The sequence below is a fragment of the Dyella sp. EPa41 genome (genome assembly GCF_016586165.1).
GTDB lineage: Bacteria > Pseudomonadota > Gammaproteobacteria > Xanthomonadales > Rhodanobacteraceae > Dyella.
In genome coordinates, this window is record NZ_BCPR01000002.1 from 103,697 (window position 1) to 128,512 (window position 24,816).

Here is a 24,816-nt window from a genome sequence, read left to right on the forward strand (position 1 = left end):
AGGGCGCCTCGATTTTATCGTGGCGCCGGCGGCTTACGCAGGGGGCAGGGGGTCGTCGAACCCGGTGTAGTCGTCGGGAAAGATGGGCGTGCCATCGCCTTCCAGTCCTATGATCGCGGCCAACGCCTTCGCCGACGCCTGCTCGGCCCGTTCGCGTTCGCGGAAGCTGCGGTTCTCGGCGATCGCGTAGTACACGGGGTAGCCATGGCGCGCGCGGGGTGTAACCACGAGGCAGGCGGTAAAACGCGAGCCTTCCGCCACCGCCGTGGCGTGGACAGCGTAGTCGTCGAAGAGGCGGTCGGTCATGGCGGCGGTCCAGGTGGGGTGCCTCATTTTAGCGGGTCGGCTGTGCCACCATGCGCGCCATGTCCGCATCTCCTCCCCGCCTTGTCCTCGACACCAATGTCGCGCTCGACCTCTTCGTGTTCCGCGATCCCGCCGTCCGCCACGTGCTGGATGCCCTGCAGGCCGGCGTGGTGCAGGCGGTCGTCGACGAGGCTTGCCGCGCCGAATGGCTGGCCGTGCTCGGCTATCCCGGGTTTTCCCTGGACGAAGCGGCCCGCCAGGAAGCCGCGCTGGCATTCGACCGGTGCGCAAGCTTGCTGGCGGCCACGCAGCTGCCGCCAAGGGCCGATGTCAGGCTGCCGCGCTGCGCCGATCCGGACGATCAGAAGTTCCTCGAACTCGCCTTGCTTGCCGACGCCCGGTGGCTGTTGAGCAAGGACAAAGCCGTGCTGCGGCTGGCCCGGCGCACCGCGCGCGAGGGCTGGTTCCAGATCGTGGCGCCGGCCGCGTGGCAGCCGCCGGCGTGAGCACGCGGTTCACGCGGGATTGATCGCGCATTCGCGATGCTCCCCGCGTTGACCAGGCATGGAGTCCGACAATGAAGGCAGCACAGAGCGTGGCAGGTGCGGTGGTGGTGGGCGCGTTGCTGCTCACGGGGTGTGGCGTCACCAACGATCACGACAAGGTGATCCGGGACGCGGTGGCCAATCGCGTATTCCTCTACCAGACGCCGGGCGCGAATGACGCCACGCTGCAGGTCGTGCGGGCCAATGGTTACTTCGGCGGCGGCTGCTCCAGCCAGATCATGATCGACGACAAGTTCGCCGCGCAGCTGGAAACCGGCGAGCAGGTGTCGTTCTCGGTGCCCAGCGGTTCGCACGTGGTGACGCTGCAGAATTCCGGTGCCTGCCACAAGACCGGCAGCGATGCGCAGGTGCAGGCCACGCTGGCGCCGGGTGAGACCACCCAGCTGGCGGTGAACAAGTGGGGTTCATCGCTTTCGCAGGTCAAGCGCTGACCGCGCGGGAAGCTCCCATGACGCCGATGCTCGAACCGGTCCTCACCTATTGCCCGTATTGCGGCGAGCCGATCGAAGTCCTGGTGGACAGTTCGGTCGAGAGCCAGCACTACATCGAGGACTGCCAGGTGTGCTGCCGACCCATGCAGGTCTCGGTGGAGGTCGACGAGGATGGCGCGCTGCACGTGCGCGCCACCTCCGAGAACGACGGCTGACTCAGCCCAGGGTGCCGGACTCCAGCGTGTCCACGCCCAGCTGGTCGAAGCGGACGCGCGTGGCGATATCGGTATCCGGCGTTACCGGCCGGGTGAGATCCCACACCACGTGCGTGCGATAACCCAGGTCCACCGCGTCCTGCGCCGTCCACAGCACGCATACGTCGCGGGCCAGGCCGCACAGGTAGATTTCATCCACGCCCTTCGCCCGCAGCCAGTCGTGCAGTTCGGTGCTGGGGCGCGTGCCGTCGGGCCCGTGGTTTTCGCGGAAGCCGCTGTAGGAATCGACGCGCGGGTCGTCGCCCTTGCGGATCACCTTGTCCACGCGGGACCAGTCGATGGACGGATGCAGGGCCGCGCCCGGTGTTTCCTGCACGCAATGATCGGGCCAGAGCGTCTGCGCGTGGCCGTAGAGCGGGATGCGCTCGAAGGCCTCGCGTCCGGGATGCGAGCTGGCGAACGAGACGTGCCCGGCCGGATGCCAGTCCTGCGTGGCGACCACATGCCGGAACACCTGCCGTTCCAGCAGCCGGGAGATGCCGGGAACGATGGCGTCGCCTTCATGGCAGGCGAGGGTGCCGCCGGGCATGAAATCCGGCTGCACATCGACCAAAACCAGGGCTGCGCGGCTGCTGACGGGGGGGCTCATGGGGCGCATCGGGCTCGTAAAAGTCTGCGGCCGCAAAGTCTAGTCGTGCTCCGCCTCAACGCGGTGTGACCGGCTCGACGGGTGTCCTGTACGTGATGAGCGGGGTTCAGGGTAGGAAATTTCCTACGTGACGCGGGTCATCGTTCTGGCTGCAGGCATAATGGCGTCAAACAACAAAGACGATGGGACAGGGGCGATGCCTTACGACCAATCTTGGATGGGATACGGCCTGGTGGGCGCGCTGGAGGCCGGCGCGATCGCCGCGGCGGTCGGGTTCCTGGTGTTTGCCTTGCTCACCCGCATCGGCCGCAGCCAGGGCTGGAGCATCGCGATGGAGCTGAGCTGGTCGTACGTGGCCGCCATGGCGCTGGCCGGCGGCCAGGACCTGTGGAACCTGTTCTATTTCAACTACGGCCGCCTGCAATCGCTGCAACTGCTGCGCATCCGCCTGGCTGCGGTGCACGATGCGGACAACCTGGGCCAGCGCGTGCTGTTCGAATTCATCGGCGCAGGCATTGGCGTGTACCTGGGCTGGCTGGCACTCGGCCGTCGCCACCCGACGTAAGGCGGCCGCGGGCCTTGCCCGCCGCCGCATGGTTTCTTCCGTTTCCACGTTGTGCCCATGTCCAACCCAGCAGATACACAGGCCCGCGGTTTCCGGCTGACCCTGCGCATCGTCCAGATCGTGTGCTTCACGTTCCTGGCCTATCTCGTGATCGGCATGCAGCTGGCAGTGCTGCCGCCCTTCGTGCACGAGGACCTTGGCTTCAGCGCGGTCATCGCCGGCCTGGTCATCAGCACGCAGTATGTCGCGACCTTGCTGAGCCGTGGTTTCGCCGGGCGTACCTCGGACACCTCCGGCCCCAAGCGCGCGGCCTGGATCGGCCTGCAGGCGTGCGCGGCGAGCGGGTTGTTGATGATCGTCGCTGCCTTGCTGCGCGCGTGGCCCCTGGCCTCGCTGGGCGCGATGCTACTGGCGCGGCTCGCCCTGGGCATGGGCGAAAGCTGCGTTGCCACCGGTTGCATCATGTGGGGCATCGGGCGCGTGGGCACCGAACATACGGCCAAGGTGATCTCGTGGAACGGCATCGCCACCTATGGCGCGCTGGCCGTGGGCGCGCCGCTGGGGGTGGTGCTGGTGTCCCTCGGTGGCTTCGTGATGATCGGCCTGTCCGCCGTCGCGTTGATGCTGCTCGCATGGGTGCTCGCATGGCGGCGCCCGCCGGTACGCGTGGAAGCGGGCGAACGACTGCCCATGCATCGCGTGTTCAGCAGCGTGGCTCCCTATGGCATGGGCCTGGCGCTGGGTTCGGTGGGCTTCGGCGTGATCGCCACCTTCATCACCCTCTACTACGCCAGCCAGGGATGGGTGGGTGCCGCGCCCACGCTGAGCGCCTTCGGCGTGTGCTTCGTGGGCGTGCGCTTGCTGCTCGGCTGGTCCATCGCGCACTTCGGCGGCTATCGCGTTGCCCTGGTTTCGCTGCTGGTCGAGGCCGCCGGGTTGTTCGTGCTGGCGACGGCAAGCCACGTCGGCGTGGCCATGCTCGGCGCATCGCTGTGCGGCATCGGTTTCTCGCTGGTCTTTCCCGCTCTTGGCGTGGTGGCGGTGGAGCGCGTGAGCGTGAGCAATCGCGGTGCGGCGCTGGCGGCCTATTCGGTGTTCATCGACGTGGCGCTCGGCGTCACCGGTCCGTTGGGCGGATGGATCGCGTCCGGCGGACGTTACGGCCCGATGTTCGCCACCGCCGCCGCACTGTCGCTTGGCGCGGCGCTGCTCACCGGCACGCTCTACCTCGGCTACGGCAAGTCCCGCTGACGCCTTGTCCCTCGCGGGAACGCAGCCAATGCGCGGCCGCGGCGGCTCGCCCACCGCTTCGCGCCCCTGCCGCTCGCTCTACAGTACGGGGTCGAACAGCCGCGCGACGTGCATTGCCAGTCGCCGCAGATACGGTGCCTTCAAATATTCCGCCTCCGTCACTTCATGCGCATGCGAGAAATCCTCGAGCAGCATGACCTCCACCTCGGCCGCGAACTCTGTTCCCACGCTGAGTGCGCCGATCTCGAAGTTGAGGCGGAACGAACGGTTGTCCAGGTTCATGCTGCCGACGGACGCGGTGTCATCGTCGATCAGCACCACCTTCTCGTGCAGGAAGCCGGGCTGGTAGCGGAACACGCGGATGCCCGCGCGCACGGCATCGTGTGCATACAGGCCGGTGGCGAGGAAGACGGCATGGTGATCCGGTCGCGACGGAATCAGCACGCGCACGTCCACGCCGCGAAACACGGCCAGCCGCAGCGCGGACATCACCGCCTGGTCGGGCACGAAATAGGGCGTGGTGATCCACAATCGTCGTCGCGCCGCGTGAATCAGCGTGACGAAGAACAGCGAACACGTTTCCTGCCGGTCGGCCGGGCCGGTGGCGGCTATCAGGGTATGCGCATGGCCCACGGCATGTTCGGGACGCAGCAGGGGCGGCAATGCACCGGTGACCCAATGCCAGTCCTCGGCGAAGCTGCGTTGCAGGTCGGCCACGGCCGGGCCTTCGATCTGCAGGTGCGTGTCGCGCCATGGCGACAACGGCGGTTTGAGGCCGAGGTACTCGTCGCCCACGTTGAGCCCGCCGACAAAACCCCGCATGCCGTCTACCACGACGATCTTGCGGTGGTTGCGGAAGTTGAGCTGGAAGCGATTGCTGCGCCGTTGCGTGGCGAACGAGTGGATCGCCACGCCGGCTTCGCGCAGTGTTTCCACGTAGTGGCTGGGCAGGGCGTGGCTGCCGATGCCGTCGTAGAGCACGCAGACTTCCACGCCTGCGCGCACGCGCTCGATCAACACCTGCTGCATGCGCCGCCCCAGCGCATCGTCATGGATGATGAAGAACTGCAGCAGCACGCAATGCCTGGCTTCGCCGATCGCCGAGAGCATGGCGTTGAATGTCGCCTCTCCATTCACCAGCAGGCGAAGCTGCTGTCCGGCATGGAAACGCGCATGCAGCATCGTCGCGATTTCGTCGTAGCGTCCGCATACCCATGGCGTCGAGTACGCCGATTCGAGCGTGGTGTTCGCCATGGCCTGCATCTGCTCGCGACGCAGGCGATGCAGGTCGACGTAGCCGTGAAACCGGCTGCGGCCCAGGTAGAGATAGGGAACGAGCGTGATGTAGGGCAGCAGCACCAGGCCCAGCGCCCAGGCGAATGCGCCTTGCGGCGTGCGCGTGTTCATCACCGCGTGCATCGCGGCGACCACGCCGGCAGCGTGCAGCACGAGCAGGACAACGCCAATGACGCTGCTCAGCATGGGCAGCACCCGTGGATGGAGGAAAGGCGCGTGCGAATCGGGTTCGGCATGCTGTCCTCGCGGTAATGGTTCAGGTCATGGCGTTGCGCACAGTATCGAGCACGTCGCGTTCGCGTTGCTGCAGCTCGTGCTGCAGATGATCCACGAACAGGCGGATGCGTGCAGGCAGGTAGCAGCGGCTGGGATAGATCGCATAGATGTGCGCGCCGGGCAGGACCACGTCGCCCTTCAGCGGCACCAGCCGGCCGGCGCGAACATCCTCGGCGATATCCCAGGCCGACTTGAACGCCAGTCCGTGCCCAGCCAGCGCCAGTGCGCGCATCAGGTCGCCGTTGTCACAGGTGATCGAGGCATCCACCCGGAGCGGGCGAGGTCCCTCCGGCGTCTGCACGATCCAGGGCAGGATGCCGTGGCCGGGGCGGTGCAGCATCAGGCAGTCGTGCCGCTGCAGATCCTCCAGCGTGCGCGGATGGCCGCGCCGGGCAAGGTAGGCCGGCGATGCGCACAGCACGCGGAAGCTGCTGGCGAGCAGGCGCGACACCAGCCGCGAATCGGCCATGGTGCCCCCGCGCACGGCCACGTCCACGCCGTGCTCGAACAGGTCGAGCACGGCGTCGGAGTTCGTCAGGCGCAGGGTGAGGGCAGGGTGCCGGGCCGCAAAGTCAGCCGCGATCGGGCCAATGTACTGCCGCCCCATGTCCACCGAGGCAGAGACGTGGAGCTGGCCGCGCACCTCCAACTGGCGCAGGCCCACCGCCGAATGGGCGTCGTCCACGTCCGCGATGATGGCCTGGGCGCGCTCGAAGTAGATCGTGCCCTCCTCGGTCAGCGCCAGGCGCCGCGAGCTGCGCTGCAGAAGCCGCACGCCCAGGGACTGCTCCAGCCGGTTCAGGCGCTTGCTGGCGGCCGCCGGCGACAGCCCGAGCGCCCGCCCGGCCGCCGAGAGGCTGCCGTCGGTGACCGCGCGGACGAACAGCCGCATGTCCTCGAAATCGACCATCTTCAACTTTCAGGAAAAGATGCCTCTCTAGTTTGCTCAATTCCCGCCAAGCCGGACAAGCCGCAAAGTACCCGGCAGTCCATTTCTGGCGTTTCCTCCATGAGCCTCTCCTCCCCTTCCGAAGGGATGGCACCTGCCGACACCGTGGGCGCGGGCGCTTCCCGCCTGGCCCTGCTGGCGCTGTCCGTGGCTGCTTTCGCCATCGGCACCACCGAATTCGTGATCATGGGCCTGTTGCCCGAGGTGGCCGGCGACCTGCACGTGAGCATCCCCTCCGCCGGCTTGCTGGTCTCCGGCTACGCGCTGGGCGTCGCCGCGGGCGCGCCGCTCCTGGCCGCGCTCACGGCGCGCATGGAGCGCCGCAACGCGCTGCTGCTCCTGCTCGGCCTGTTCATCCTGGGCAACGCGCTGTGCGCCGTGGCGCCGAACTACGGCGTGCTGATGGTGGCCCGCGTGGTCGCCGCGTTCTGCCATGGCTCGTTCTTCGGCATCGGCGCCGTGGTCGCCTCGCACATCGTTCCCCGTGGCCAGGCAGCCCGTGCCATCGCCCTGATGTTCACCGGCCTGACGCTCGCCAACGTGCTGGGCGTGCCGTTCGGCACCTTCCTTGGCCAATGGGCCGGCTGGCGCTCCACCTTCGGCGCGGTGACCGTGCTGGGCGTGGTGGCGGCCATCGCCGTGTGGCGGCTGGTGCCGGCCCTGCCGGGCATGCCGTCGCCGGACATGCGTCGCGAGATCGGTGTCTTGCGCCAGCCGCAGGTATTGCTGGCGCTGGCGATGACGGTGCTGGGCTTCGGCGGGGTGTTCACCGTCTTCACGTACATCGCGCCCATCCTCCAGCAGCAATCGCATGTCAGCGTGGGCGCAACGGGCTGGGTGCTGATCCTGTTCGGCGTGGGCACCACCGTCGGCAACATGCTCGGCGGTCGCCTCGCGGACTGGCGCCTGATGCCTTCGTTGGCCGGCGTGCTGGTGGTGTTGGCGCTGGTGATGTTCGCCTTCGCGTGGACCATGCACAGCACTGTCGCGGCCATCGTCACCGTGTTCGTCTGGGGCGTGTTCGCCTTCGCCACCGTGCCGCCGCTGCAGATGCGCGTGGTGCAGCAGGCGAGCGAAGGGCCACATCTGGCTTCCACGTTGAACATCGCGGCGTTCAATCTCGGCAATGCGATCGGCGCCTTCATCGGTGGCTCGATGATCAACCTCAACCTCGGCCTGCCGTCGGTGAGCGTCGCGGGCGCCATGGTCACGCTGTTGGGCCTGCTGGTGACCTTGGCGAGCGCCGCGCTCGAGCGCCGCCGCAGCTCCCGCGACGCCGTGGCCTGCGTCGCCGGCGCCTGAGCGACGGCGTCTCCATCATCCATTCGGGGGTTTGTCATGACGACATCAAGCAAGGTGGCGCTGGTGGTCGGTGCGCAGGGCGTGATCGGCCGCCATCTGGCCGATCACCTCGCCTCGCTCGATGACTGGCAGGTGATCGGTCTCTCCCGCCGCGGCGGGGCATCGTCGGGGCGTGTGAATCACCTCGCGGTGGATCTGCTGGATCCCGACGACGCGCAGCGGACGCTGGCGCCGCTCGCGCAGGTGACGCATGTGTTCTATGCCGCCTACCAGGACCGCCCGAGCTGGGCCGAGCTGGTCCCGCCGAACCTGGCGATGCTGGTCAATGTCATCGATGCGATCGAGCCGGTGGCGAAAAGCCTGCAACACATCGGCCTGATGCAGGGCTACAAGGTCTACGGTGGCCACCTAGGACCGTTCAAGACGCCCGCACGCGAAACCGATGCGGCCTTCATGCCGCCGGAGTTCATGCACGACCAGCAACGTTTCCTTGAGCGGCGCCAGCAAGGCGCAAGCTGGAGCTGGTCGGCGATCCGTCCCGCCGTGGTCGGCGGATTTGCGCTGGGCAATCCGATGAACCTGGCACTGGCCATCGCCGTGTATGCCTCGATGAGCAAGGAGCTGGGGCTGCCGCTGCGTTTTCCCGGCAAGCCAGGCGCCTACGATCATCTGCTGGAGATGACGGACGCGGGCCTGCTTGCGCGCGCCACCGTTTGGGCAGCCACGGATCCGGCGTGCGCCAACCAGGCGTTCAACATCACCAACGGCGATCTGTTCCGCTGGAGCGAGATGTGGCCTGCCATCGCCCGCTACTTCGACATGGAGGTGGAGCAGCCGCTGCCGCTCTCGCTGGACTCGGTGATGGCGGACAAGGAACCGCTGTGGCATGCGATGATCGAGAGGCACGGCCTGGCCGGCCACGCCTACGCCGATGTCTCATCCTGGCGTTTTGCCGATTTCGTGTTCTCGTGGGACTACGACATGTTCGGCGACGGTTCGAAGGCGCGGCGCTTCGGTTTCCACGAGCACATCGAGACGCAGGCGATGTTCACGCGACTTTTCGATGACTTCCGCCGGCGCAAGATCATTCCCTGATACATCCCTCTTTTGTCCGGAGAACCCATGAAAGCCGTCGCTTACCGTCGCAGCCTGCCCATCGATGACGCGCAGAGCCTGCTGGATGTGGAATTGCCCGAACCCGTGGCCCAGGGGCGCGACCTGCTGGTGAAGGTCGAGGCCGTATCCGTCAACCCCGTGGATACCAAGATCCGCAAGCGGGTGGATCCGCAAGGTGCGGACAAGGTGCTCGGTTGGGATGCCGCCGGCACCGTGGTCGCGGTGGGTGCCGATGTCACGTTGTTCAAGCCGGGCGACACGGTGTACTACGCCGGCGCCATCGACCGTTCCGGCAGCAACGCCGCGCTGCAGCTGGTGGACGAGCGCATCGTCGGGCGCAAGCCGTCGACGCTGGATTTCGCGCAGGCTGCGGCCATGCCGCTGACCACGCTGACAGCGTGGGAGCTGCTGTTCGATCGCCTGGGTGTGCCGCGCGGCAGCACGGCGCGCAGTGGCGTGGTGCTCATCGTCGGCGGTGCGGGCGGGGTGGGCTCGATGGCCATCCAGCTTGCGCGGCGCCTCACCAACTTCACCGTGGTCGCCACCGCGTCGCGTGACGACAGTCGCGCGTGGGCCACGGGCATGGGGGCTCATCACGTGGTGGATCATCGCGCCGATCTGGTCGCCGCGGTGAAGGCCGTGGCACCGCAGGGCGTGGACTACGTGCTCAGCCTCACCCACACCGAACAGCATTTCCCCGCGCTCGTCGAGCTGCTCAAGCCGCAAGGCAAGCTCGGCCTTATCGACGATCCGGCGACGCCGCTGGATATCGGCCTGATGAAATCCAAAAGCATCTCACTGCATTGGGAATTCATGTACACCCGCTCGCTGCATCACACCGAGGACATGCAGGCCCAGCACCGTATCCTCAACGAGGCGAGCGACCTCGTCGATGCCGGCGTGCTGCGCACGACGCTGCGGGAAAACCTCGGCGCCATCAACGCCGGCAACCTGCGTCGCGCCCACGCGCAACTGGAAAGCGCCAGCACGATCGGCAAGCTGGTGTTGAGCGGTTTCGCCTGACCGGCGGCAGGAAACACAAAGGGGCGACGCAAGTGCGCCGCCCCTTTGCCGTGCGGTCGATCGATCAGGCGACCTGTGGCGCGAGCAGGCGGTCCGCCAGGTTGCGCGCCTGCTGGCGGATCTCGGGTATCGCGGTGGATTCCCACAAGGTGCCGCGCAGCAGCGTGCCAATGGCGTAGAAGTGCTGCCACGCATGACCGTCGTGCTCCAGGCGCCCTTCGGTCGAGGCGGCACAGCCCAGGCCGAGCGGGTCGGGCGTGATGTGGCCGTTGGTGGAAAGCTGGCGCACAAGCGGATGCTGGGTACGGCGCACATCGGTGTTGAGGCCGACGGTCTGTACCACGAGGTCCGCATCCATGGTTTCCACGCCCTTGCCGTGCGGCAAGCGGATGTCCAGATGCAGTTTGCCATCGGCCAGGTCCACGGCCTGCAGGCGGCCGCGGCGACGATGCAGGCGGCCTTCGCTTTCCAGCCGATTCAGGGAAGCCATCACCTGCGGCGCCATGCGATGGCGCACGCGCTCCCACGCCCAGCGCGCATGGCGCAGGAAACGCGAACGCTCGACCGGCGGCAGCAACGCCCACAGCGAGGGCGTGTGCGGACGCAGGCTGTCGATCACCGTGCGCCAATCCGTGCTCTGCGCAACGGCCTCGCGCAGCAGGCGAATCCAGGTGCGGATGTCCGGTGCTTCGCGCATCGCCTCGATCAGCTCGCCGCTGTCATCGGCCGGTGCCGAGGCGGCTTCCAGGTGCGGCTCGGGCAGCAAGCCGTGGCGGGAGATCGCCTCGAACGTGGCGTTGGGCCATAGCGCCGAGAGCTCCAGCACCACGTCCACCGCGGTGAGTCCCAGGCCGATCAGCACGACCTTGCGCGGGCGCGGGTCCGGTGTTGCCGAGGCCAGGAAGCCCCAGGGCTCCGTGACGTACAGTCCGCTCTCGAGCGCGGCATCGCTGACCCCGGCCAGCGGTTGCGGCGGCAGCGAACCGATCGCCAGCACGGCGGCATCCACGCGGCTGTTCTCTTCGCCGTGGATCACGGTGACGCCATCTTTTTCCGGCACCACGGCATCGGCGGCAAACGGCAGCACGCGCACGTCGTGCCCGGCTTCGCGAGCGCGTGCGAGCGCGCGGTTGACCTCGGCTTCGAGGTAATCACCGTACAGGCGGCGCGGCAGGAAATCGGTGCCGGCGATGCTGCTGTCGCCGCGTTGCGCGAATTCGAGAAAACCCTGCGGCCTGGCAACGAACATGCTCATGGAAGCGGCGCGCACGTTCAGCAGGTGCCGATCCGAGCGCGTGCCATAGGCGACGCCGCGCGCCGGCGTGCCGCCGCCGGTATACCAGTCCAGATGCAACGGCTGCGGCGGCTGGCGATCCAGCAGCTCGCTCAGCAGCGCTGCCGCTGCAGCGCCGCCGCCGATGATGGCGACCCGTCGATACATGCCACTCCCTTGAAAAGCGTGATTTGTCTGGTGCGGCTCAGGCGTACAGCTGGCCAGCAATGGCGCTGCGCTGCGGCTTCACGAGCCACTGGCCGGATTTCCCGGCTTCTTCGTATGTGAAGTACTGTGCCAGATCGCCACCGTAGACGTGAAGCGTCAACGCTGTTTCCTGCCGCGACAGATTGCGACACCGGTGCGCATGGCTGTCATCGGCATCGAACCAGGTGGCATCGCCGGGGCCCAGCCAATCGCGGCCGGTCTGGCGCAGGGCCTTGCCATCCGCGCCACGATCCCACGATTCCACTTCCAGCGCGCCGTGCAGGGCAAGCTCCAGGCCCCAGAGCCCGCCGTGGTCATGGATGGGCGTGATGTAGTTCGCCGGCCACGCCATCACCAGCACGCTGACGCCCGGCTTGCTCCGCTGCGCGACCAGCCAGCGTTCGAAGCCCTGGTCCCGCGTGCGCAAATCGGCCAGGCCGTCGTTGATCGATTGCCTGTGCTGGAATACCGCCCGGCTCAAGTCCCGCGCCATCGAGGCGAGATCAGGGTGATCGCCCACACCGTAGTCGAACGCGATGTCGCGCAGCGCCTTGAGGTGTTGCATGTGTCTGGCCATGCGAGGCTACTCGATGGGAACCGGCGCGCAGTGGATCATGCGCATCGTTAAAGTCCCGTAACCTGGAAGCGGGAATCGTCCCGTCCGTGGCATGACTTTCGCGACATGTGCGGGCCGTGCCAAAAGCGCACGATCACTACCGCACAAGCCTTGAAATACGCTTCGGTCGCCAGCATGACGCCCGGGCACCAAGGCCACCGGCTGCTGCGGAGGAGGATCGCCATGATCACGATGAGCGTGCTCTTGATGTTGTTCGTGGGTCTCTGGCTCGCGGTTGCCTTGATCGGCGCCGTATTCAAGCTGACCTTCGCACTGGTCGGCGGATTGTTTCATCTCGTCGGCGCCGTGCTTGGCCTGGTGTTCGGCGGATTGGCACTGTTGATCGTCGCGCCGATCGTCGCGCTGGCGGTACTGCCGTTCTGCCTGCCCGTGATCCTGCTGGTGGCGGTGATATGGGCGATCGCGCGTGCATCCCATCGCACGGCGACACCCGCCAACGTGGCACATTGATGGATGGTCGATTGCCGTGGAAGGGCCCGGTCTGACACTGGATGCAGGCCGGGCCTTCCCCTCGACGCGCATGACGCGATGCCGTCACGTCATGCGCATGCTTACAGCTGGTTGACGTTGAAGCTCACCGGTACGCGTGCCCAGGCGCGCACGGCCTGGCCACCCGCGGTCGCCGGCTGGAAGCGCCAGCCGCGCAACACCTGGTCGCGTGCGCTGCGATCGAGCAGGGCGTATCCGCTGCTCTGTTCGATCGTCACTTCCTGGGGCACGCCCTGCTCGTCCACCAGCACCTTGAGCACCACCGTGCCCTCCATGTGCGCGCGCAGCGCGGCGGGCGGAAATTTCAGCGGGACGGCGCGATAGGCGAGGGTGGCTTCGATCGGTGCGGTGCCGACGTTCGGTTCGACCGCCGGCGTGGCGGCCGGAGGCACCGGAGGTGCGGCGAGGGTGCCCTCGTCGGTGGTCGTCGCTGGTGGCGAGACAGGTTTTGGCTGGACGTGCGTGCGCGGCACCGGCACCGGCTTGGGCACGGGTTTGAGCTCGATGTCCGGAGGGGTTTCGACCTTGGGTGGTGCCGGGATCCAATGGATGGTCATCTCGCTGATGTGTTGCATCTGCTGCATCAGTTGCGGCGCCATGGGCCGCAGGACGGCCAACAGCGCAACGAGATTGACGGCGATGGCCGCGCTCAGCGCCGCGATGCGCGCGGCGTCGGGATGGGCATGACGGGGTACGGCCAGGCTTGCGGACGACATGGGCGACCTCCTGACGTTTCGATGTGGATGGCTCGCACCGGGCACGCCGCATGGGGATGCGGTGGGGATCGTGCTGGTGCGATGTCAGCCTAAGCCGATCGAAAACGCTTGCACAAGTAGCCGTATGGAAGGCTATTCTGCGCGGAGTGCCCGCGAGTACCGCGAGACGGAATTTTCAGTGCGCTACCAGCATCGGCACGTCGCCGTGCATGAACAGGTGGCGGGTGGTGCCGCCCAGCACCATCTGCGCCAGCCGCGAACGGCTCCAGGCGCCCATCACGATGAGGTCGGCGCCCCGCTCGTGGGCCGCGTCCAGCACGGCCGGACCGGCGGCATGGCTGGGCCCCGTGCTGAAAGTTTCGACGGTTGCCCGGATGCCATGGCGTTGCAGCCAGTCGACCAGGCCCGGCGGCGGCAGGACCGGTAGCATGTCCGCATTCATCTCGCTGCCGTCGAGTACCTGGACCTCGTCGGCCCGCTGCAGCACGGGTAGGGCGGCAGCCAGGGCGAGGGCCGACTCCCGGCTGCCGTTCCATGCCACCAGCACGCGGCTGCCGATGCCGTTCACCGGTGAAACATCCGGCACCACCAGCACTGGCCGTCCGCAGGCGAACACGCAGCGCGATACCGAGCCGAAGCCCACCGGGGCGTCGCTGCGCTGCTGGCTGCGTTCCATCACAAGAAGGTCGTAGCCGGAAGCCGCCTGGCTGACGGTCTGCACGGTGTCGCCCTGGGTGACCCGCCACGCGCCGGCGAGCCCATGGGAGGCGAGGGTCCGTTGCCATTCGTCGTGGTGGGTCTGCGCTTCGGCCACGCGCCGCTGGGTTTCCTCGAGCTGCACGGGCACCGCCTCGGGCAGGCTGAAGGCGGTGGCGGGGAGATCTGCCACGTAGAGCGCATCGAGCCTGGCGCCCAGGCGCTGCGCCAGGGCGATGGCCGCACGGGGCGCGGCGACGCCGAGGTCCAAGTGGTCCAGATGCAACAGCAGGTCGATGGTCGACATCGCGCGATCCTCCCGGTTCCCGGTTCGTCACCAGCTTAGAGCCTGCCATGGACGTCCGTGTAGCCCGTGTTGCCGCAGCGTGGCCGTGTCCGGGCGGCGCACAAAAAAAGAGCCCCGCACAGGGGGCGGGGCAGCAAGTCCGGACGTCGGGGGAGAGAGAGGGGACATCCGGTGATGCTATTGTCCCCAGGTTGTGCTTGTTTTGCCGTACATCCAGGGTGAAGACTGCATTCACGTGGCAGACGGCGAATGCTTGCCAGAATCGACGGGATTACCTGCCGGGCGGCCGGCGGGCCCCGCGAGGAGAACCGGCATGGCGATGACGAAGATCATGGGCGCGGCGGCGCTGGCCCTTGCCGGCATGCTGGCGCTGCCGGCGCACGCGGGCGACCTCGAGTGCAAGATGAATTTCCGGCTCTCCGGCTGGTCGGTCTTCTACCAGACGGCCGAAGGCAGCGGTACCGTCCATTGCAGCAACGGGCAGACCATGGGCGTGCACATCCGCGTCAAGGGCGGCGGCCTGACCTTCGGCAAGAACCAGATCGACAACGGCGTCGGCAAGTTCTCCGGCATCACCAGCATCGGCGAGATCAAGGGACATTACGCCGACGCCGGCGTGCATGCCGGCGCGGCCAAGTCGGCGGGCGCGCGGGTGATGACCAAGGGCAATGTCTCGCTGGCCCTCAGCGGCACCGGCAAGGGCTGGGACCTGGGCATCGCTTTCGGCGCTTTCATCATCGAGTGACCTGAGGCACGGCGCGGCGTTCCACACACGCCGCGCCGCTTGCAATCGAGCCTGGGGCGGCTATGGTGGCGTACGCCCCCGTACGTCGCTTCACAAGGATCTCCCCATGTCCGTCAGTTCCGGCTCGGTGCTACCCCGCTACGCGTTCGGCGATGAACTCGCCAGCAGCGTCATTCATGGCATCGGCATCCTGCTGAGCATTGCCGGCCTCGCCACCCTCGTGGCATTCGCCTCGCTGTACGCCGATGTGCGGGCGGTGGTGGCCAGCGCCGTGTTCGGCGCGTCCCTGATCCTTTGCTATACGGCGTCCACCCTGTACCACTCGGTGCCCGGCGCACCCGCCAAGCGCGTGCTGCGGACGCTGGACCACATCGCGATCTTCCTGCTGATCGCCGGCACCTATACGCCGTTCACCCTGATTGCGTTGCCCGGCGTGTGGGGCTGGAGCCTGTTCGGCACGGTGTGGGGGCTGGCGCTGGTGGGCAGTGCGCTGGAACTGGGCCTGTTGAAGAAGTACCGCAAGCTCGCCGTGCTGATGTACGTGGGCATGGGCTGGGTCGGCGTGGTGGCGTTCAAGCCGTTGATGGCGCATCTGCAGACGGGCGGCATGGTGCTGCTGCTGGCCGGTGGCATCGCCTACACGCTGGGCGTGCCGTTCTACCTGGGACGCAAGATCCCGTATCACCACTCGATCTGGCACTTCTTCGTGCTCGCCGGCAGCGTGCTGCATTTTCTCGCGGTGCTGCTTTACGTACTGCCTGACGGTCCGGCGTGAACCCTGGGCTGGACGCGCTGCGTGCCGATCTCGAGGATGCGGCCACGCACCTGGGTCGTCCGCACGACCTGCGCTTCAAGCCGATGTTCGGCGGCCTCATGGCCTACTTCGCCGAGAAGCCCTGCGCGTGGTTGTCTGCCGACGGCCTTGCGCTGAAAGTCGCCGCCGCCGACCAGGAAGAACTGCTGGCCATCGAAGGCACGCGGCGTTTCCGGCACACGCCGGCGGCCGCGCCCAGCCGTGGCTATATCCTCGTGCCGCCGTCGCTGCGCCACGACACGCCTCGATTCTCCGCCTGGCTCGCGCGCAGCGCGCTCGCCGCGCCGATGGCGCAAAGAAAAGGGCCGCGCCCGAAGACGCGGCCCTCGCGCTAAGCCGACCGGCCGCGCCTACTTCTTCTTCTGCGACGGAACGAACTGCGTGCGCACCGCTTCGGCAAGCTGCTCGGGCGGCAGCAGGCCTTGGCCGATCACGAAGTCGTTGAACGCCTGGCGGTTGAAGTCCTTGCCCAGCGCCAGCTCGGTGTTCAGGCGCGTCTGTTGCAGGCGCATGTAGCCGTAGAAGTACGCCGTGGCCTGGCCCGGGCTGTTGAAGGTGTAGCGGTCCAGTTCCTGCTGCGTCATCGCCTCGGACAGGCCGACGTCGTAGCGCAGCACGTCATGCGCGCGTTCCTTGCTGATCAGCCCCAGGTTGAGCATCGGGTCGAGGTAGGCGCGCGCCGCGCGCTGCAAGCGTGCCTGCAGTGCCACGAACTGGCCCGACGGCGGCTCGTACGGCAGCATTTCCGATTCGGCGTAGAGCGCCCAGCCTTCCACGTTCACGCTGTTGAAGGCGAACAGGCTGCGCGCCAGCGACACGCCGCGCTCGACCATCGCCGCGAACTGCAGCTCATGGCCCGGACGACCCTCGTGCGCCGTGAGCGTCCACGCGGCGGCCTTGTACGTGAAGTCGTCATACGAGTCCGACTTGCTGCCGCTGGGGTTGCCCATGGTCAGCACGAAGGTGCCCTGTTCGCCGTGGTTGTTGATGAACGGCGGGGGATCCATGTGCGGCGCCGGCACCGCGGCCGTCTCGGCTTCCGAGGCGAGGCGCATCTGCATCTTGCGCTGCGGGAGCGTGATGATGTGCTCGCGACGGATGGTGTCTTCGATCTTGCCGATGATCTCGTGGTACCACGGCACCACGTCGTCCTTGCCGAGCTGCTGCTTCTTGAGCGCCTTCAGCACATCGCGGTAATCGTTCGACGGGATGCCTTCTTCCTTCGCCACCACCGGCGCCATCATCTGCATGGCCGAGCGCAGTTCGACGAACTCCAGCTGCGCCTGCTTGATCAGCTCCTGCGGCGCAATGTCGATGCCGACCTGCTTGAGGTTGTACGCGTACAGCGGCTCGGGCAGGCGGAAGTCCGCGCGCTGGCGCGGCACGATGGTGCTGCGCACCCAGCCGTCGTAGTCCTTCAGCTGCGCGTCCATGGCATCGAGCGCCGCCTTGCCGTCGGCGTTGTCGAGCTTGTACTTGGCGAACAGCTGGCGGATGCCCTGCGCATAGCGCTGCGTGTTGGAAAGCTTCTGCTCGACCTCGTTCTTGTAAGGACCGATCAGGTCCTTCTCGCCGATGCGCGCCTGCGTCTGCGCCTTGGCCAGTTCAACGATCGGCGTGCAGCCCGGCGCCTTGCCCACGTAGCACTGCAGGCGCTTGAGGGCGGACGGGCGGCGCTTGGCGTCCACGTCGTCCTTCAACAGCGCGAACTCGCCCTGGAAGATGGTCTGGCCCACGTCCTGGTAGGGCAGCATGTACTTGTGGTTGAGGTCGATGCCTTCGACCTGCTCGTTCGCCGCCTTGATCATGATCTGCAAGTCCTGGCGGACGTTCTCGTCCTTCTCGGCCGCCAGCATCTTTTCCAGCTTGTCCTTGGCCTCGACCAGCGCCGCGCGGGTGCGCGCATCGACGTCGGGCTTGAGATCCACCACCTTGTCGTCGTAGCCGGGCACGCCGATCTGCGAGGCGAATTCCGGATTGAAGCGGGCGAGCACGTCGAGCAGCACCTTGGCGTCGGTGTTGCTGCGTTCGATCCAGGTTGGCGTCTTGGTCTCGGCGGCTTGTGCCGATCCGGCGGCCGCCAGCGATACCGCCATGGCAAGGGCAAGGCGTTTGGACATGGGTCTTTCCCTGATGATGTGGTCGCACGAGCCTAAAGGGACGGGTATGTCCTGTGCCATGTGCCGAAGGTTGCGGAAGCGCGACCCGGGCCGCGCCTTCAGCCGACCAGCCAGGCAAAGCCGAACAGGCCGATCATCATGAACGAGAGCACCAGTTTCACCAGGGTGCCGAGCAGCAGGCCGATCCAGGTGGCCGCGCCGACATGGGCCGAGCGCAGCACGCTGGTGCCGGAGAGCAGTTCGCCCAGCAAGGCGCCGACGAACGGGCCGAGCAGCAGGCCTGCCAGTCCGAAGAACATGCCCACCACCGTGCCCAGGGCGGCACCGCTGAGCGCGAGCTTGCTGGCGCCCACCCGCTTGGCCCCGAGCGTGGCGGACACGAAATCGACGATGACACCGATGGCGCCGAGCGCGCCGATGATCAGCAGCCACCACAGCCCCAGGTGCCGGTACTCGTCCACGGCCGCCGCCAGCCAGATGCCGCCGAAGATCATCGGGATGCCCGGCAGCGCCGGCAGGATATTGCCCACCAGCCCGCCCACGATCAGCACCGCGGCAAGCACGTAGAGCGCGATCTCCAACCCGATCTCCCCGGTGGTGGTGAGCTCGCAGCATATCGGCTCCCACGTCGCCGGCGATAGTGCGACTGCCATCGGTGAATCGGCGACAATGACGGCCACGGCGCATGGCGCGCCGTTGGCGGATGCTTAGTGGATACCTCGGGCGACACCTTGCTGAAGGCCGACGAGCTCGGCCGCATCGAAATGGTCGAACGCAACGGCGTGCGCGTGATCCGGCGCGACATCGCCGCGGCACGCTGGTGGGCGCGTGCGTTTGCGCGCCGCGCGGCCGCACGCGAGGCGAGGGCGCTCGCGAAGCTCGACGGCATCGAAGGCATCCCTGCCTTGCTCGGATGGAATGGTCGCGAACTGCTGCGTGGCTATATCGCCGGCGCGCCGATGCAACAGGCGCAGCCGCGGGACCGGGCCTATTTCCGCGACGCGCTGCGGCTGCTGGCGGTGCTGCATCGCCGGGGCATCGTGCACAACGATCTGGCGAAGGAACCGAACTGGCTGGTGCGCGCGGACGGGCGTCCTGCACTGGTGGATTTCCAGATCGCCTGGACCCGCGGCCGGCGCGGCACGCTGTTCCGTGTGCTCGCGCGCGAAGACCTGCGCCATTTGCTCAAGCACAAGCGCACCTACTGCCCCGAGGCTTTGAGCGCGCGCCAGCGCGCCATCCTCGACACGCCGGCGCCGCATTCAAGGTGGTGGCGTGCGACCGGCAAGCGTCTCTACAAGCTCATCGCGCGTCGCGTGTTCGGCTATTGGGACAACGAAGGCCAGGGGCGCGTGCGCGACTGACGCGACGGCAACGCCCCCTTTTTGTAGGAGCGCACCCAGTGCGCGAAAGGCCTACAAAGCGACGACGCCATGGCATCGATGGGGCGAGGACTGTTTGATCGGCGATGCCCGGACGCTGCGGTCGCGCACTGGGTGCGCTCCTACAAAAACAGGCGCCGGGTCGCGTGAGGTTATTTCTCCACGAACGCCCGCTCGATCACGTAGTCGCCCGGTTCGCGCGTACGCGGCGATACCTGGAAACCCCGCTCGTCGAGCAGCACGCTGGTGTCGTTCAACATCGCGGGGCTGCCGCACAGCATCACGCGGTCGGTGGCCGGATCGAGCGGCGGCAGGCCGATGGCCTGGCTCATCGAGCCGTTGACGATGTTGTCGGTAATGCGGCCGCGGTTGCGGAACGGCTCGCGCGTGACCGTGGGGTAGTAGACCAGCTTCTCCCGCACCAGCTCGCCCAGGTATTCGTGCCGCGGCAGCTCGTTTTCCAGGTAGTCCTGGTAGGCGAGGTCGCTGATGTTGCGCACGCCGTGGGCGATCACGATCTTCTCGAAACGCTCGTAGGTCTCCGGATCGCGCACCAGGCTGAGGAACGGCGCGAGGCCGGTGCCCGTGCCCAGCAGGTACAGATGCTTGCCCGGCTTGAGGTCGTTGAGCACCAGGGTGCCGGTCGGCTTGCGGCTGACGATGATCGGATCGCCGGGCTTCAGGTGCTGCAGGCGCGAGGTCAGCGGGCCGTTCGGCACCTTGATGCTGAAGAACTCCAGGTGCTCCTCGTAGTTCGCGCTGGCGATCGAGTAGGCGCGCATCAGCGGGCGGCCGTCGACCTCCAGGCCGATCATCACGAACTGGCCGCTGTCGAAGCGGAAGCCAGGATCGCGCGTCGTGCGGAAACTGAAGAGGCTGTCGTTCCAGTGGTGCACGTCGATCACGTGCTCCGTCGCCAATGCCACCATTGCCGGGTACCGTCGTAGAAATAAGAAAGCTGCAGGCAGCAGCACCCGCCAAAGGCCGGTGCCGGGACTCGTGTGGGGAAGGCGATGAGCCGCTGCGCCTGACGAGTGCTGCCTTGGGTGCAGCGCGTGGGCGTGCATTATGCCATCGGGCGCCGCATCGTTCATGATCGGGCCCCGGCCGCGTTCTCGCGTCAGCCTCGGGGCTGAATCGAGTCCGGGCGCGGTGTTGCGCGGGTTGGCAGGCGGTCCGGGACAGGCCTTGCTCGCGACGGAAGGATGGCTGCGGCATCATGTCAGGAGAGGCCGCACGCTCGGGGAAGGGCGATAGCGGTGTGGCCTCCCGCCGACATCAGGGGAAAGGACATGACGCAGGGAAAGGACGCGCAGGCCACGCATGGGCTGGCCGCGCAAAAGCATCTGGAGCGGCTGGTGATGTTGTCCGATGGCGTTTTCGCCATCGCCATCACCCTGTCGGCGATCGAGATCCGGCCCGAGGCGGGGGAGGGCCTGACGCTCTGGCAGGCATGGGCGCCGTCGCTGCTGGCCTATTTCCTCAGCTTCTTCCTGATCGGCGTGATCTGGATGGCGCACCGGCTGATCGTGTCCCACCTGCGCGATATCGATGGCCCGGGCACGATCATCAACATGGTGCTGCTGAGCCTGGTGGCGCTGATGCCTGTGGTCGTGCGCTTCGCATTGACCCATTCCCCGGAACAGGGCTCGTACCTTGTCTATGCACTGGCCTTCGCCGTCCTCTATGGCGGCCTGGCCCTGTTGTGGGGCTACGTGGCGTTCAAGGCGAGGCTGACGGCGCACATGCCGCCCAGCGCCATGCGTGAGCTGCTCTACAAGCTTTGCTTCGCGGTGGCCTTTTTTGCCGCCGTGGCGGCGTATCAGCTCGGCTCCCTTGTCGGCACGGTGATGTGTGCCCTGGCGGCCCTGCCGCTGCGGTGGCTGGCCTGGCGCCAGGGGCAGCCGGCCGCGGCGCCCTGAGCCAGCCGGTACAATAGGGGCATGTCAGCCCCCGCCGAATCCCGCCGCCAGCCGCTGCAAAAGGACGACTGGCGCCTTACCGTCGCGCCCATGATGGACTGGACGGACCGCCACTGCCGGTATTTCCACCGGTTGCTGTCCCCGCATGCCCGCCTGTACACCGAGATGGTGACCAGCGCCGCGCTGGTGCGCGGCAGGCAGCTGCGCCTGCTCGAACACAGCCAGCAGGAGCATCCGGTGGCGCTGCAGCTGGGCGGCAGCGAGCCGGAAGAGCTGGCCGTCGCCGCGCGCTACGGCGCCGACGCGGGCTACGACGAGATCAACCTCAACGTGGGTTGTCCTTCCGATCGCGTGCAGTCCGGCCGTTTCGGCGCCTGCCTGATGCGCGAGCCGGCGCTGGTCGGTGACTGCGTGAAGGCCATGCGCGATGCGGTCGATGTGCCGGTGACGGTGAAGTGCCGCATCGGCGTGGACGACCAGGACGACTACGCCGACCTGCAGCAGTTCACCGAAACCATGCTCGGCGCGGGCGTCCAGTTGCTGGTGGTGCATGCCCGCAAGGCCTGGCTGCAGGGCCTCAGCCCCAAGGAAAACCGCGAGATTCCTCCGCTCAACTACGAGCGCGTGTATCGACTCAAGCGGGAGTTCCCGGAGCTGGTCATCGTGATCAACGGTGGCATCACCACGGTGGACGAAGTGCAGGCGCATCTCGCCCAGGTCGACGGCGTGATGCTGGGACGCGCGGCCTACCACGACCCGTACGTGCTGGCGAAGGTGGAGGCTGCGCTTTACGGCGAGCCGCTGCCGGCGCGGGAAGACGTCCTGCGGCGCCTGCGCCCCTACATCGAGGCCGAACTGGCTCGTGGCACGTCCCTCAAGCACATCAGCCGCCATCTGCTCGGCCTGTACCAGGGCGAGCCTGGCGCCCGCGGGTTCCGCCGGCGGCTCAGCGAGGGTGCCCATTTGCCGGGTGCCGGCTGGTCGCTGATTGAGCAGGCCATCGCGCAACCGCGGGTGGCGGCGTGACGCCGTCCGGTTATCCGGTCAATATTCAGCCCCGATTCCATAGTCTGAACGACGATGCGTTTCCGCCCCGCGGACTGATTTGGGCTTGTTTAACGAAATGAAAACAATTTTGCGCCCCCTGGTATTGCTGCTGTCGCTGTCGGCCGGTCCGGCCGTGTGGGCGGCGCAATCGGCCGAGCCGGCGTTGTCGCTGGAGCAGGCCGTGGTCCAGGTGCAGAAGGAAACGGGCGGCAAGGTGCTGTCGGCCAGCACCGTGCGGCGCGGACGCAGTTCCTTTGAACATCGTGTCAAGGTACTCACGCCGGAAGGCCATGTGCGCGTGGTGACCGTAACGACGGAAGCGGCCAAGGCCGGTTCCAACGATTCGACCAAGAACCCGTCCAGTGACGGCGAGAGCAACAAGGAGAAACACTGATGCGCATCCTTTTGGTTGAGGACGAGGCGCCGCTGCGCGAAACGCTCGCTGCCCGCCTGAAGCGCGATGGTTTTGCCGTCGATGCAGCCCAGGACGGTGAGGAAGGCATGTACCTCGGTCGCGAGGTGCCGTTCGACCTGGCCATCATCGACTTGGGGCTGCCCAAGATGTCGGGCATGGACCTGATCCGCTCGCTGCGCGAGGCCGGCCAGCGTTATCCCATCCTGATCCTCACCGCCCGCGGCGGCTGGCAGGACAAGGTGGAAGGCCTCAAGCACGGCGCCGACGACTACCTCGTCAAGCCGTTCCACGTCGAGGAACTGCTGGCCCGTATCAACGCGCTGGTGCGCCGCGCGAGCGGCTGGTCCAAGCCGGTGCTGGCCTGCGGCCCGATCAAGCTGGACACCACCGCGCAGACGGTGACCGTGGAAGGCAAGGCGGTCGACCTCACCAGCTACGAGTACAAGGTGCTGGAATACCTGATGCTGCATGCGGGCGAGCTGGTCTCCAAGGCCGACCTCACCGAGCACATCTACCAGCAGGATTTCGATCGCGACTCCAACGTGCTGGAGGTCTTCATCGGCCGTCTGCGCAGGAAGCTCGATCCGGAAGGCAACCTCAAGCCCATCGAGACGGTACGTGGACGCGGATACCGCTTTGCCATCCCACGCAGCGAAAGCGACGACGAATGATCCGCCACCGCCGCGCCGCCCGTTTTCACTGGCGGCGCGCGCGGCTCTGGCCACGGGCTTTGTGCTGGCCGCCTTTCTCGGCGTGGTCGGCCTCACCCTCACGCGTACGGCGGCCGACAGCGCACTGAAGGGACTGCAGGATCGCCTGCAGAACTTCGTCGTGGCTTATCTCGCAGGCACCGAAGTCGGTCGTTCCGGCAAGGTGCTGCTGCCCGACACCCCGCCCGACCCGAGCTTCTCGCGGCCGGGCTCGGGCCTGTACGCCGTCGCCATCGGCGACAACGGTTTCCGCTGGGAGTCGCCGTCGGCCATCGGCCGCGACTTCGGTTTCCTGCACCCGCTGGAACCGGGACAGGGACAGTTCGTCGGGCCCGTCGATACGCGCATGGGCCGCCTGTACTACTACGTCTACGGCGTCGCGCTCGACACGTCGGAAAAAAAATCGGTGCACCTCACCTTCATGGTGGCGCAGACCGAAGACCAGCTGGAAGGGCGCAACGCGGTGTTCCGGCGCAGCCTCATCTTCTGGCTGGCGTCGCTCGGCGTGATGCTGATCCTGCTGCAGATGCTGCTGTTGCGCTGGAGCCTCACGCCGCTGCGCAAGGTAGCCAATGAAATGTCCCGCGTGGAGCGCGGCGATCGCGATCACCTGGGCGACCAGTACCCGGCCGAACTCATGGGCCTCACCCAGCGCATCAACGCCTTCATCGACAGCGAACGCGAACAGCGGGTGCGCACGCGCAATACGCTGGCCGATCTCGCGCACAGCCTGAAGACACCGCTCGCGGTGGTGCGCTCCAGCCTGGAAAGCGCCAGCGGCGAATCCGGCCTGCGCGACACCGTGCTGGAGCAGGTGCGCAAGATGGACGAACTGGTCGCCTACCAGCTGGCGCGCGCGGCAACGTCGGGCCGGCAGACCTTCGCCACCACCGCCATCCCCATCGCCGGCCACGCCGAAGACCTGGTGCAGAGCCTGGAGAAGGTTTATGCGGCCAAGAACGTGCTGTGCGAATTCGACATCGACGACAACGCGGCGTTCTACGGCGAGCAGGGCGACCTGCTGGAACTGATGGGCAACCTGCTGGAGAACGCCTTCAAGTGGGCGCGCCATCGCGTACTGCTGGTGGTGAAGATGCGTCCGGTGGCCGGCCGTCCACGCCCCGGCCTTTGGCTGAGCGTGGAAGACGACGGCCCGGGCATCGACGACGACAAGATCGAGAGCGTGCTGCAGCGCGGCGTGCGCGGCGACGAGCGCGTGCAGGGCCACGGCATCGGCTTGTCCATCGTGCAGGACATCATCCGCGCCTATGGCGGCGAGCTGGTGGTTGATCGTTCGCCGGAGTTCAATGGCGCGCGTTTCAGCGTGAAGTTGCCCCCGGGCTGAGCCATCCGCTTTTCTGTAGGAGCGCACCCAGTGCGCGATAAGCCTA

29 protein-coding genes are annotated in these 24,816 nt (G+C 67.1%); 18 read left to right on the top strand and 11 right to left on the bottom strand.

Translation table 11 applies throughout. The features are described 5' to 3' along the window. Positions 1–33: 33 nt before the first annotated feature. Complete coding sequence (locus JMF82_RS01305; protein ID WP_201312727.1) at positions 34–306, bottom strand: hypothetical protein; 273 nt, start codon at positions 304–306, stop codon at positions 34–36. 59 nt (positions 307–365) lie between these two features. Between JMF82_RS01305 and JMF82_RS01310 the strand changes: the two genes are divergently transcribed. From JMF82_RS01310 to JMF82_RS01320, 3 genes are all read left to right on the top strand, one after another. After that, the gene (locus JMF82_RS01310) at positions 366–812 is read left to right on the top strand and encodes a PIN domain-containing protein (RefSeq protein WP_307837949.1); all 447 of its coding nucleotides are present in this window, start codon (positions 366–368) and stop codon (positions 810–812) included. 71 nt (positions 813–883) lie between these two features. Further along, positions 884–1,303 (top strand): hypothetical protein, encoded by a 420-nt coding sequence (locus JMF82_RS01315; protein ID WP_201312729.1) that lies wholly within the window; start codon positions 884–886, stop codon positions 1,301–1,303. 26 nt (positions 1,304–1,329) lie between these two features. After that, entirely contained in the window at positions 1,330–1,518 is a 189-nt protein-coding gene (locus tag JMF82_RS01320; RefSeq protein WP_201312796.1) for a CPXCG motif-containing cysteine-rich protein, read from the top strand. A 1-nt stretch (position 1,519) separates the two neighbouring features. On the opposite strand, the gene pncA is transcribed toward JMF82_RS01320, so the two are convergent. Next, positions 1,520–2,167 carry a bifunctional nicotinamidase/pyrazinamidase gene (gene pncA / locus JMF82_RS01325; protein ID WP_201312730.1) on the bottom strand — a complete coding sequence of 216 codons (648 nt, stop codon included), beginning with the start codon at positions 2,165–2,167 and terminating at the stop codon, positions 1,520–1,522. 217 nt (positions 2,168–2,384) lie between these two features. Here pncA and JMF82_RS01330 point away from each other — a divergent pair, with 217 nt between their 5' ends. Both JMF82_RS01330 and JMF82_RS01335 read left to right on the top strand, forming a co-directional pair. Further along, a complete protein-coding gene (locus JMF82_RS01330; protein ID WP_236585241.1) occupies positions 2,385–2,732 on the top strand; it encodes a hypothetical protein in 348 nt (115 codons plus the stop codon). 57 nt (positions 2,733–2,789) lie between these two features. Continuing rightward, positions 2,790–3,983, top strand: a complete 1,194-nt coding sequence (locus tag JMF82_RS01335; RefSeq protein WP_201312732.1) for an MFS transporter — start codon at positions 2,790–2,792, stop codon at positions 3,981–3,983. Positions 3,984–4,061: 78 nt separating this feature from the next. Here the strand turns inward: JMF82_RS01335 and cls are convergent, their stop codons facing one another. Beyond that, positions 4,062–5,465 (bottom strand): cardiolipin synthase, encoded by a 1,404-nt coding sequence (cls, locus tag JMF82_RS01340; protein WP_201312733.1) that lies wholly within the window; start codon positions 5,463–5,465, stop codon positions 4,062–4,064. Between the two features lie 70 nt (positions 5,466–5,535). Further along, positions 5,536–6,465, bottom strand: coding sequence for a LysR family transcriptional regulator (locus JMF82_RS01345; RefSeq protein WP_201312734.1), 930 nt, complete (start codon positions 6,463–6,465; stop codon positions 5,536–5,538). 99 nt (positions 6,466–6,564) lie between these two features. On the opposite strand from JMF82_RS01345, the gene JMF82_RS01350 reads away from it, so the two are divergent. The 3 genes from JMF82_RS01350 to JMF82_RS01360 are packed head-to-tail and all read left to right on the top strand — an operon-like array spanning position 6,565 to position 9,945. Continuing rightward, positions 6,565–7,806 carry an MFS transporter gene (locus tag JMF82_RS01350; RefSeq protein ID WP_236585242.1) on the top strand — a complete coding sequence of 414 codons (1,242 nt, stop codon included), beginning with the start codon at positions 6,565–6,567 and terminating at the stop codon, positions 7,804–7,806. Between the two features lie 36 nt (positions 7,807–7,842). After that, a complete protein-coding gene (locus tag JMF82_RS01355) occupies positions 7,843–8,901 on the top strand; it encodes an SDR family oxidoreductase (RefSeq protein WP_201312735.1) in 1,059 nt (352 codons plus the stop codon). 27 nt (positions 8,902–8,928) lie between these two features. Next, a complete protein-coding gene (locus JMF82_RS01360) occupies positions 8,929–9,945 on the top strand; it encodes a zinc-binding alcohol dehydrogenase family protein (RefSeq protein WP_201312736.1) in 1,017 nt (338 codons plus the stop codon). A gap of 64 nt (positions 9,946–10,009) precedes the next feature. On the opposite strand, the gene JMF82_RS01365 is transcribed toward JMF82_RS01360, so the two are convergent. Next, on the bottom strand, positions 10,010–11,386 hold the full coding sequence (locus tag JMF82_RS01365; protein ID WP_201312737.1) for an FAD/NAD(P)-binding protein: 1,377 nt from the start codon (positions 11,384–11,386) through the stop codon (positions 10,010–10,012). A 37-nt stretch (positions 11,387–11,423) separates the two neighbouring features. Further along, positions 11,424–12,002, bottom strand: a complete 579-nt coding sequence (locus JMF82_RS01370) for a cysteine dioxygenase family protein (RefSeq protein ID WP_201312738.1) — start codon at positions 12,000–12,002, stop codon at positions 11,424–11,426. Positions 12,003–12,224: 222 nt separating this feature from the next. Here JMF82_RS01370 and JMF82_RS01375 point away from each other — a divergent pair, with 222 nt between their 5' ends. Further along, positions 12,225–12,512: a hypothetical protein gene (locus tag JMF82_RS01375; protein WP_201312739.1), complete on the top strand. Its 288-nt coding sequence runs from the start codon at positions 12,225–12,227 to the stop codon at positions 12,510–12,512. A gap of 101 nt (positions 12,513–12,613) precedes the next feature. Here the strand turns inward: JMF82_RS01375 and JMF82_RS01380 are convergent, their stop codons facing one another. Both JMF82_RS01380 and JMF82_RS01385 read right to left on the bottom strand, forming a co-directional pair. Beyond that, the gene (locus tag JMF82_RS01380; protein WP_201312740.1) at positions 12,614–13,267 is read right to left on the bottom strand and encodes an energy transducer TonB; all 654 of its coding nucleotides are present in this window, start codon (positions 13,265–13,267) and stop codon (positions 12,614–12,616) included. A 175-nt stretch (positions 13,268–13,442) separates the two neighbouring features. Beyond that, positions 13,443–14,270 carry a universal stress protein gene (locus JMF82_RS01385; protein ID WP_201312741.1) on the bottom strand — a complete coding sequence of 276 codons (828 nt, stop codon included), beginning with the start codon at positions 14,268–14,270 and terminating at the stop codon, positions 13,443–13,445. A gap of 319 nt (positions 14,271–14,589) precedes the next feature. Here JMF82_RS01385 and JMF82_RS01390 point away from each other — a divergent pair, with 319 nt between their 5' ends. The 3 genes from JMF82_RS01390 to JMF82_RS01400 all read left to right on the top strand — a co-directional run bounded on the left by JMF82_RS01390 (position 14,590) and on the right by JMF82_RS01400 (position 16,164). Continuing rightward, complete coding sequence (locus JMF82_RS01390) at positions 14,590–15,015, top strand: hypothetical protein (protein ID WP_201312798.1); 426 nt, start codon at positions 14,590–14,592, stop codon at positions 15,013–15,015. A gap of 106 nt (positions 15,016–15,121) precedes the next feature. Further along, the gene (locus JMF82_RS01395) at positions 15,122–15,790 is read left to right on the top strand and encodes a hemolysin III family protein (RefSeq protein WP_201312742.1); all 669 of its coding nucleotides are present in this window, start codon (positions 15,122–15,124) and stop codon (positions 15,788–15,790) included. Then, positions 15,787–16,164 carry a TfoX/Sxy family protein gene (locus JMF82_RS01400; protein WP_201312743.1) on the top strand — a complete coding sequence of 126 codons (378 nt, stop codon included), beginning with the start codon at positions 15,787–15,789 and terminating at the stop codon, positions 16,162–16,164. Before JMF82_RS01395 ends, JMF82_RS01400 begins: the two co-directional genes overlap by 4 nt. A 15-nt stretch (positions 16,165–16,179) precedes the next feature. Here JMF82_RS01400 and JMF82_RS01405 read toward each other — a convergent pair whose 3' ends face one another. Next, positions 16,180–17,949 carry a DUF885 domain-containing protein gene (locus JMF82_RS01405; RefSeq protein WP_201312744.1) on the bottom strand — a complete coding sequence of 590 codons (1,770 nt, stop codon included), beginning with the start codon at positions 17,947–17,949 and terminating at the stop codon, positions 16,180–16,182. 98 nt (positions 17,950–18,047) lie between these two features. Continuing rightward, positions 18,048–18,530, bottom strand: a complete 483-nt coding sequence (locus JMF82_RS01410) for a DUF456 domain-containing protein (protein ID WP_201312799.1) — start codon at positions 18,528–18,530, stop codon at positions 18,048–18,050. A gap of 183 nt (positions 18,531–18,713) precedes the next feature. On the opposite strand from JMF82_RS01410, the gene JMF82_RS01415 reads away from it, so the two are divergent. Beyond that, positions 18,714–19,313 carry an RIO1 family regulatory kinase/ATPase gene (locus JMF82_RS01415; protein WP_201312800.1) on the top strand — a complete coding sequence of 200 codons (600 nt, stop codon included), beginning with the start codon at positions 18,714–18,716 and terminating at the stop codon, positions 19,311–19,313. A gap of 170 nt (positions 19,314–19,483) precedes the next feature. Here JMF82_RS01415 and JMF82_RS01420 read toward each other — a convergent pair whose 3' ends face one another. After that, the gene (locus tag JMF82_RS01420; RefSeq protein ID WP_201312745.1) at positions 19,484–20,260 is read right to left on the bottom strand and encodes a ferredoxin--NADP reductase; all 777 of its coding nucleotides are present in this window, start codon (positions 20,258–20,260) and stop codon (positions 19,484–19,486) included. Positions 20,261–20,623: 363 nt separating this feature from the next. Between JMF82_RS01420 and JMF82_RS01425 the strand changes: the two genes are divergently transcribed. The 5 genes from JMF82_RS01425 (at position 20,624) to JMF82_RS01445 (ending at position 24,770) form a co-directional block, all read left to right on the top strand. Then, on the top strand, positions 20,624–21,253 hold the full coding sequence (locus JMF82_RS01425) for a TMEM175 family protein (protein WP_201312746.1): 630 nt from the start codon (positions 20,624–20,626) through the stop codon (positions 21,251–21,253). 90 nt (positions 21,254–21,343) lie between these two features. Further along, a complete protein-coding gene (dusA, locus tag JMF82_RS01430) occupies positions 21,344–22,279 on the top strand; it encodes a tRNA dihydrouridine(20/20a) synthase DusA (protein ID WP_236585247.1) in 936 nt (311 codons plus the stop codon). A gap of 97 nt (positions 22,280–22,376) precedes the next feature. Continuing rightward, a complete protein-coding gene (locus JMF82_RS01435) occupies positions 22,377–22,694 on the top strand; it encodes a hypothetical protein (protein WP_201312748.1) in 318 nt (105 codons plus the stop codon). After that, complete coding sequence (locus JMF82_RS01440) at positions 22,694–23,386, top strand: response regulator transcription factor (RefSeq protein ID WP_201312749.1); 693 nt, start codon at positions 22,694–22,696, stop codon at positions 23,384–23,386. The genes JMF82_RS01435 and JMF82_RS01440 overlap by 1 nt, the downstream gene beginning before the upstream one ends. Continuing rightward, on the top strand, positions 23,352–24,770 hold the full coding sequence (locus JMF82_RS01445; protein ID WP_201312750.1) for an ATP-binding protein: 1,419 nt from the start codon (positions 23,352–23,354) through the stop codon (positions 24,768–24,770). The genes JMF82_RS01440 and JMF82_RS01445 overlap by 35 nt, the downstream gene beginning before the upstream one ends. Positions 24,771–24,816 lie beyond the last annotated feature (46 nt).

Excerpts from the sequence above, each read along its gene's own strand:
- JMF82_RS01415 (WP_201312800.1), top strand. The coding sequence starts at position 18,714 with ATGGTCGAACGCAACGGCGTGCGCGTGATCCGGCGCGACATCGCCGCG.
- JMF82_RS01395 (WP_201312742.1), top strand. The coding sequence starts at position 15,122 with ATGTCCGTCAGTTCCGGCTCGGTGCTACCCCGCTACGCGTTCGGCGAT.
- JMF82_RS01320 (WP_201312796.1), top strand. The coding sequence starts at position 1,330 with ATGCTCGAACCGGTCCTCACCTATTGCCCGTATTGCGGCGAGCCGATC.
- JMF82_RS01345 (WP_201312734.1), bottom strand. The coding sequence starts at position 6,465 with ATGGTCGATTTCGAGGACATGCGGCTGTTCGTCCGCGCGGTCACCGAC.
- cls (WP_201312733.1), bottom strand. The coding sequence starts at position 5,465 with ATGCTGAGCAGCGTCATTGGCGTTGTCCTGCTCGTGCTGCACGCTGCC.
- pncA (WP_201312730.1), bottom strand. The coding sequence starts at position 2,167 with ATGAGCCCCCCCGTCAGCAGCCGCGCAGCCCTGGTTTTGGTCGATGTG.
- JMF82_RS01310 (WP_307837949.1), top strand. The coding sequence starts at position 366 with ATGTCCGCATCTCCTCCCCGCCTTGTCCTCGACACCAATGTCGCGCTC.
- JMF82_RS01425 (WP_201312746.1), top strand. The coding sequence starts at position 20,624 with ATGACGCAGGGAAAGGACGCGCAGGCCACGCATGGGCTGGCCGCGCAA.
- JMF82_RS01335 (WP_201312732.1), top strand. The coding sequence starts at position 2,790 with ATGTCCAACCCAGCAGATACACAGGCCCGCGGTTTCCGGCTGACCCTG.
- JMF82_RS01385 (WP_201312741.1), bottom strand. The coding sequence starts at position 14,270 with ATGTCGACCATCGACCTGCTGTTGCATCTGGACCACTTGGACCTCGGC.
- JMF82_RS01380 (WP_201312740.1), bottom strand. The coding sequence starts at position 13,267 with ATGTCGTCCGCAAGCCTGGCCGTACCCCGTCATGCCCATCCCGACGCC.
- JMF82_RS01360 (WP_201312736.1), top strand. The coding sequence starts at position 8,929 with ATGAAAGCCGTCGCTTACCGTCGCAGCCTGCCCATCGATGACGCGCAG.
- JMF82_RS01405 (WP_201312744.1), bottom strand. The coding sequence starts at position 17,949 with ATGTCCAAACGCCTTGCCCTTGCCATGGCGGTATCGCTGGCGGCCGCC.
- JMF82_RS01350 (WP_236585242.1), top strand. The coding sequence starts at position 6,565 with ATGAGCCTCTCCTCCCCTTCCGAAGGGATGGCACCTGCCGACACCGTG.
- JMF82_RS01420 (WP_201312745.1), bottom strand. The coding sequence starts at position 20,260 with ATGGTGGCATTGGCGACGGAGCACGTGATCGACGTGCACCACTGGAAC.
- JMF82_RS01365 (WP_201312737.1), bottom strand. The coding sequence starts at position 11,386 with ATGTATCGACGGGTCGCCATCATCGGCGGCGGCGCTGCAGCGGCAGCG.
- JMF82_RS01370 (WP_201312738.1), bottom strand. The coding sequence starts at position 12,002 with ATGGCCAGACACATGCAACACCTCAAGGCGCTGCGCGACATCGCGTTC.
- JMF82_RS01330 (WP_236585241.1), top strand. The coding sequence starts at position 2,385 with ATGGGATACGGCCTGGTGGGCGCGCTGGAGGCCGGCGCGATCGCCGCG.
- JMF82_RS01355 (WP_201312735.1), top strand. The coding sequence starts at position 7,843 with ATGACGACATCAAGCAAGGTGGCGCTGGTGGTCGGTGCGCAGGGCGTG.
- JMF82_RS01390 (WP_201312798.1), top strand. The coding sequence starts at position 14,590 with ATGACGAAGATCATGGGCGCGGCGGCGCTGGCCCTTGCCGGCATGCTG.
- dusA (WP_236585247.1), top strand. The coding sequence starts at position 21,344 with ATGATGGACTGGACGGACCGCCACTGCCGGTATTTCCACCGGTTGCTG.
- JMF82_RS01435 (WP_201312748.1), top strand. The coding sequence starts at position 22,377 with ATGAAAACAATTTTGCGCCCCCTGGTATTGCTGCTGTCGCTGTCGGCC.
- JMF82_RS01440 (WP_201312749.1), top strand. The coding sequence starts at position 22,694 with ATGCGCATCCTTTTGGTTGAGGACGAGGCGCCGCTGCGCGAAACGCTC.
- JMF82_RS01305 (WP_201312727.1), bottom strand. The coding sequence starts at position 306 with ATGACCGACCGCCTCTTCGACGACTACGCTGTCCACGCCACGGCGGTG.
- JMF82_RS01315 (WP_201312729.1), top strand. The coding sequence starts at position 884 with ATGAAGGCAGCACAGAGCGTGGCAGGTGCGGTGGTGGTGGGCGCGTTG.
- JMF82_RS01375 (WP_201312739.1), top strand. The coding sequence starts at position 12,225 with ATGATCACGATGAGCGTGCTCTTGATGTTGTTCGTGGGTCTCTGGCTC.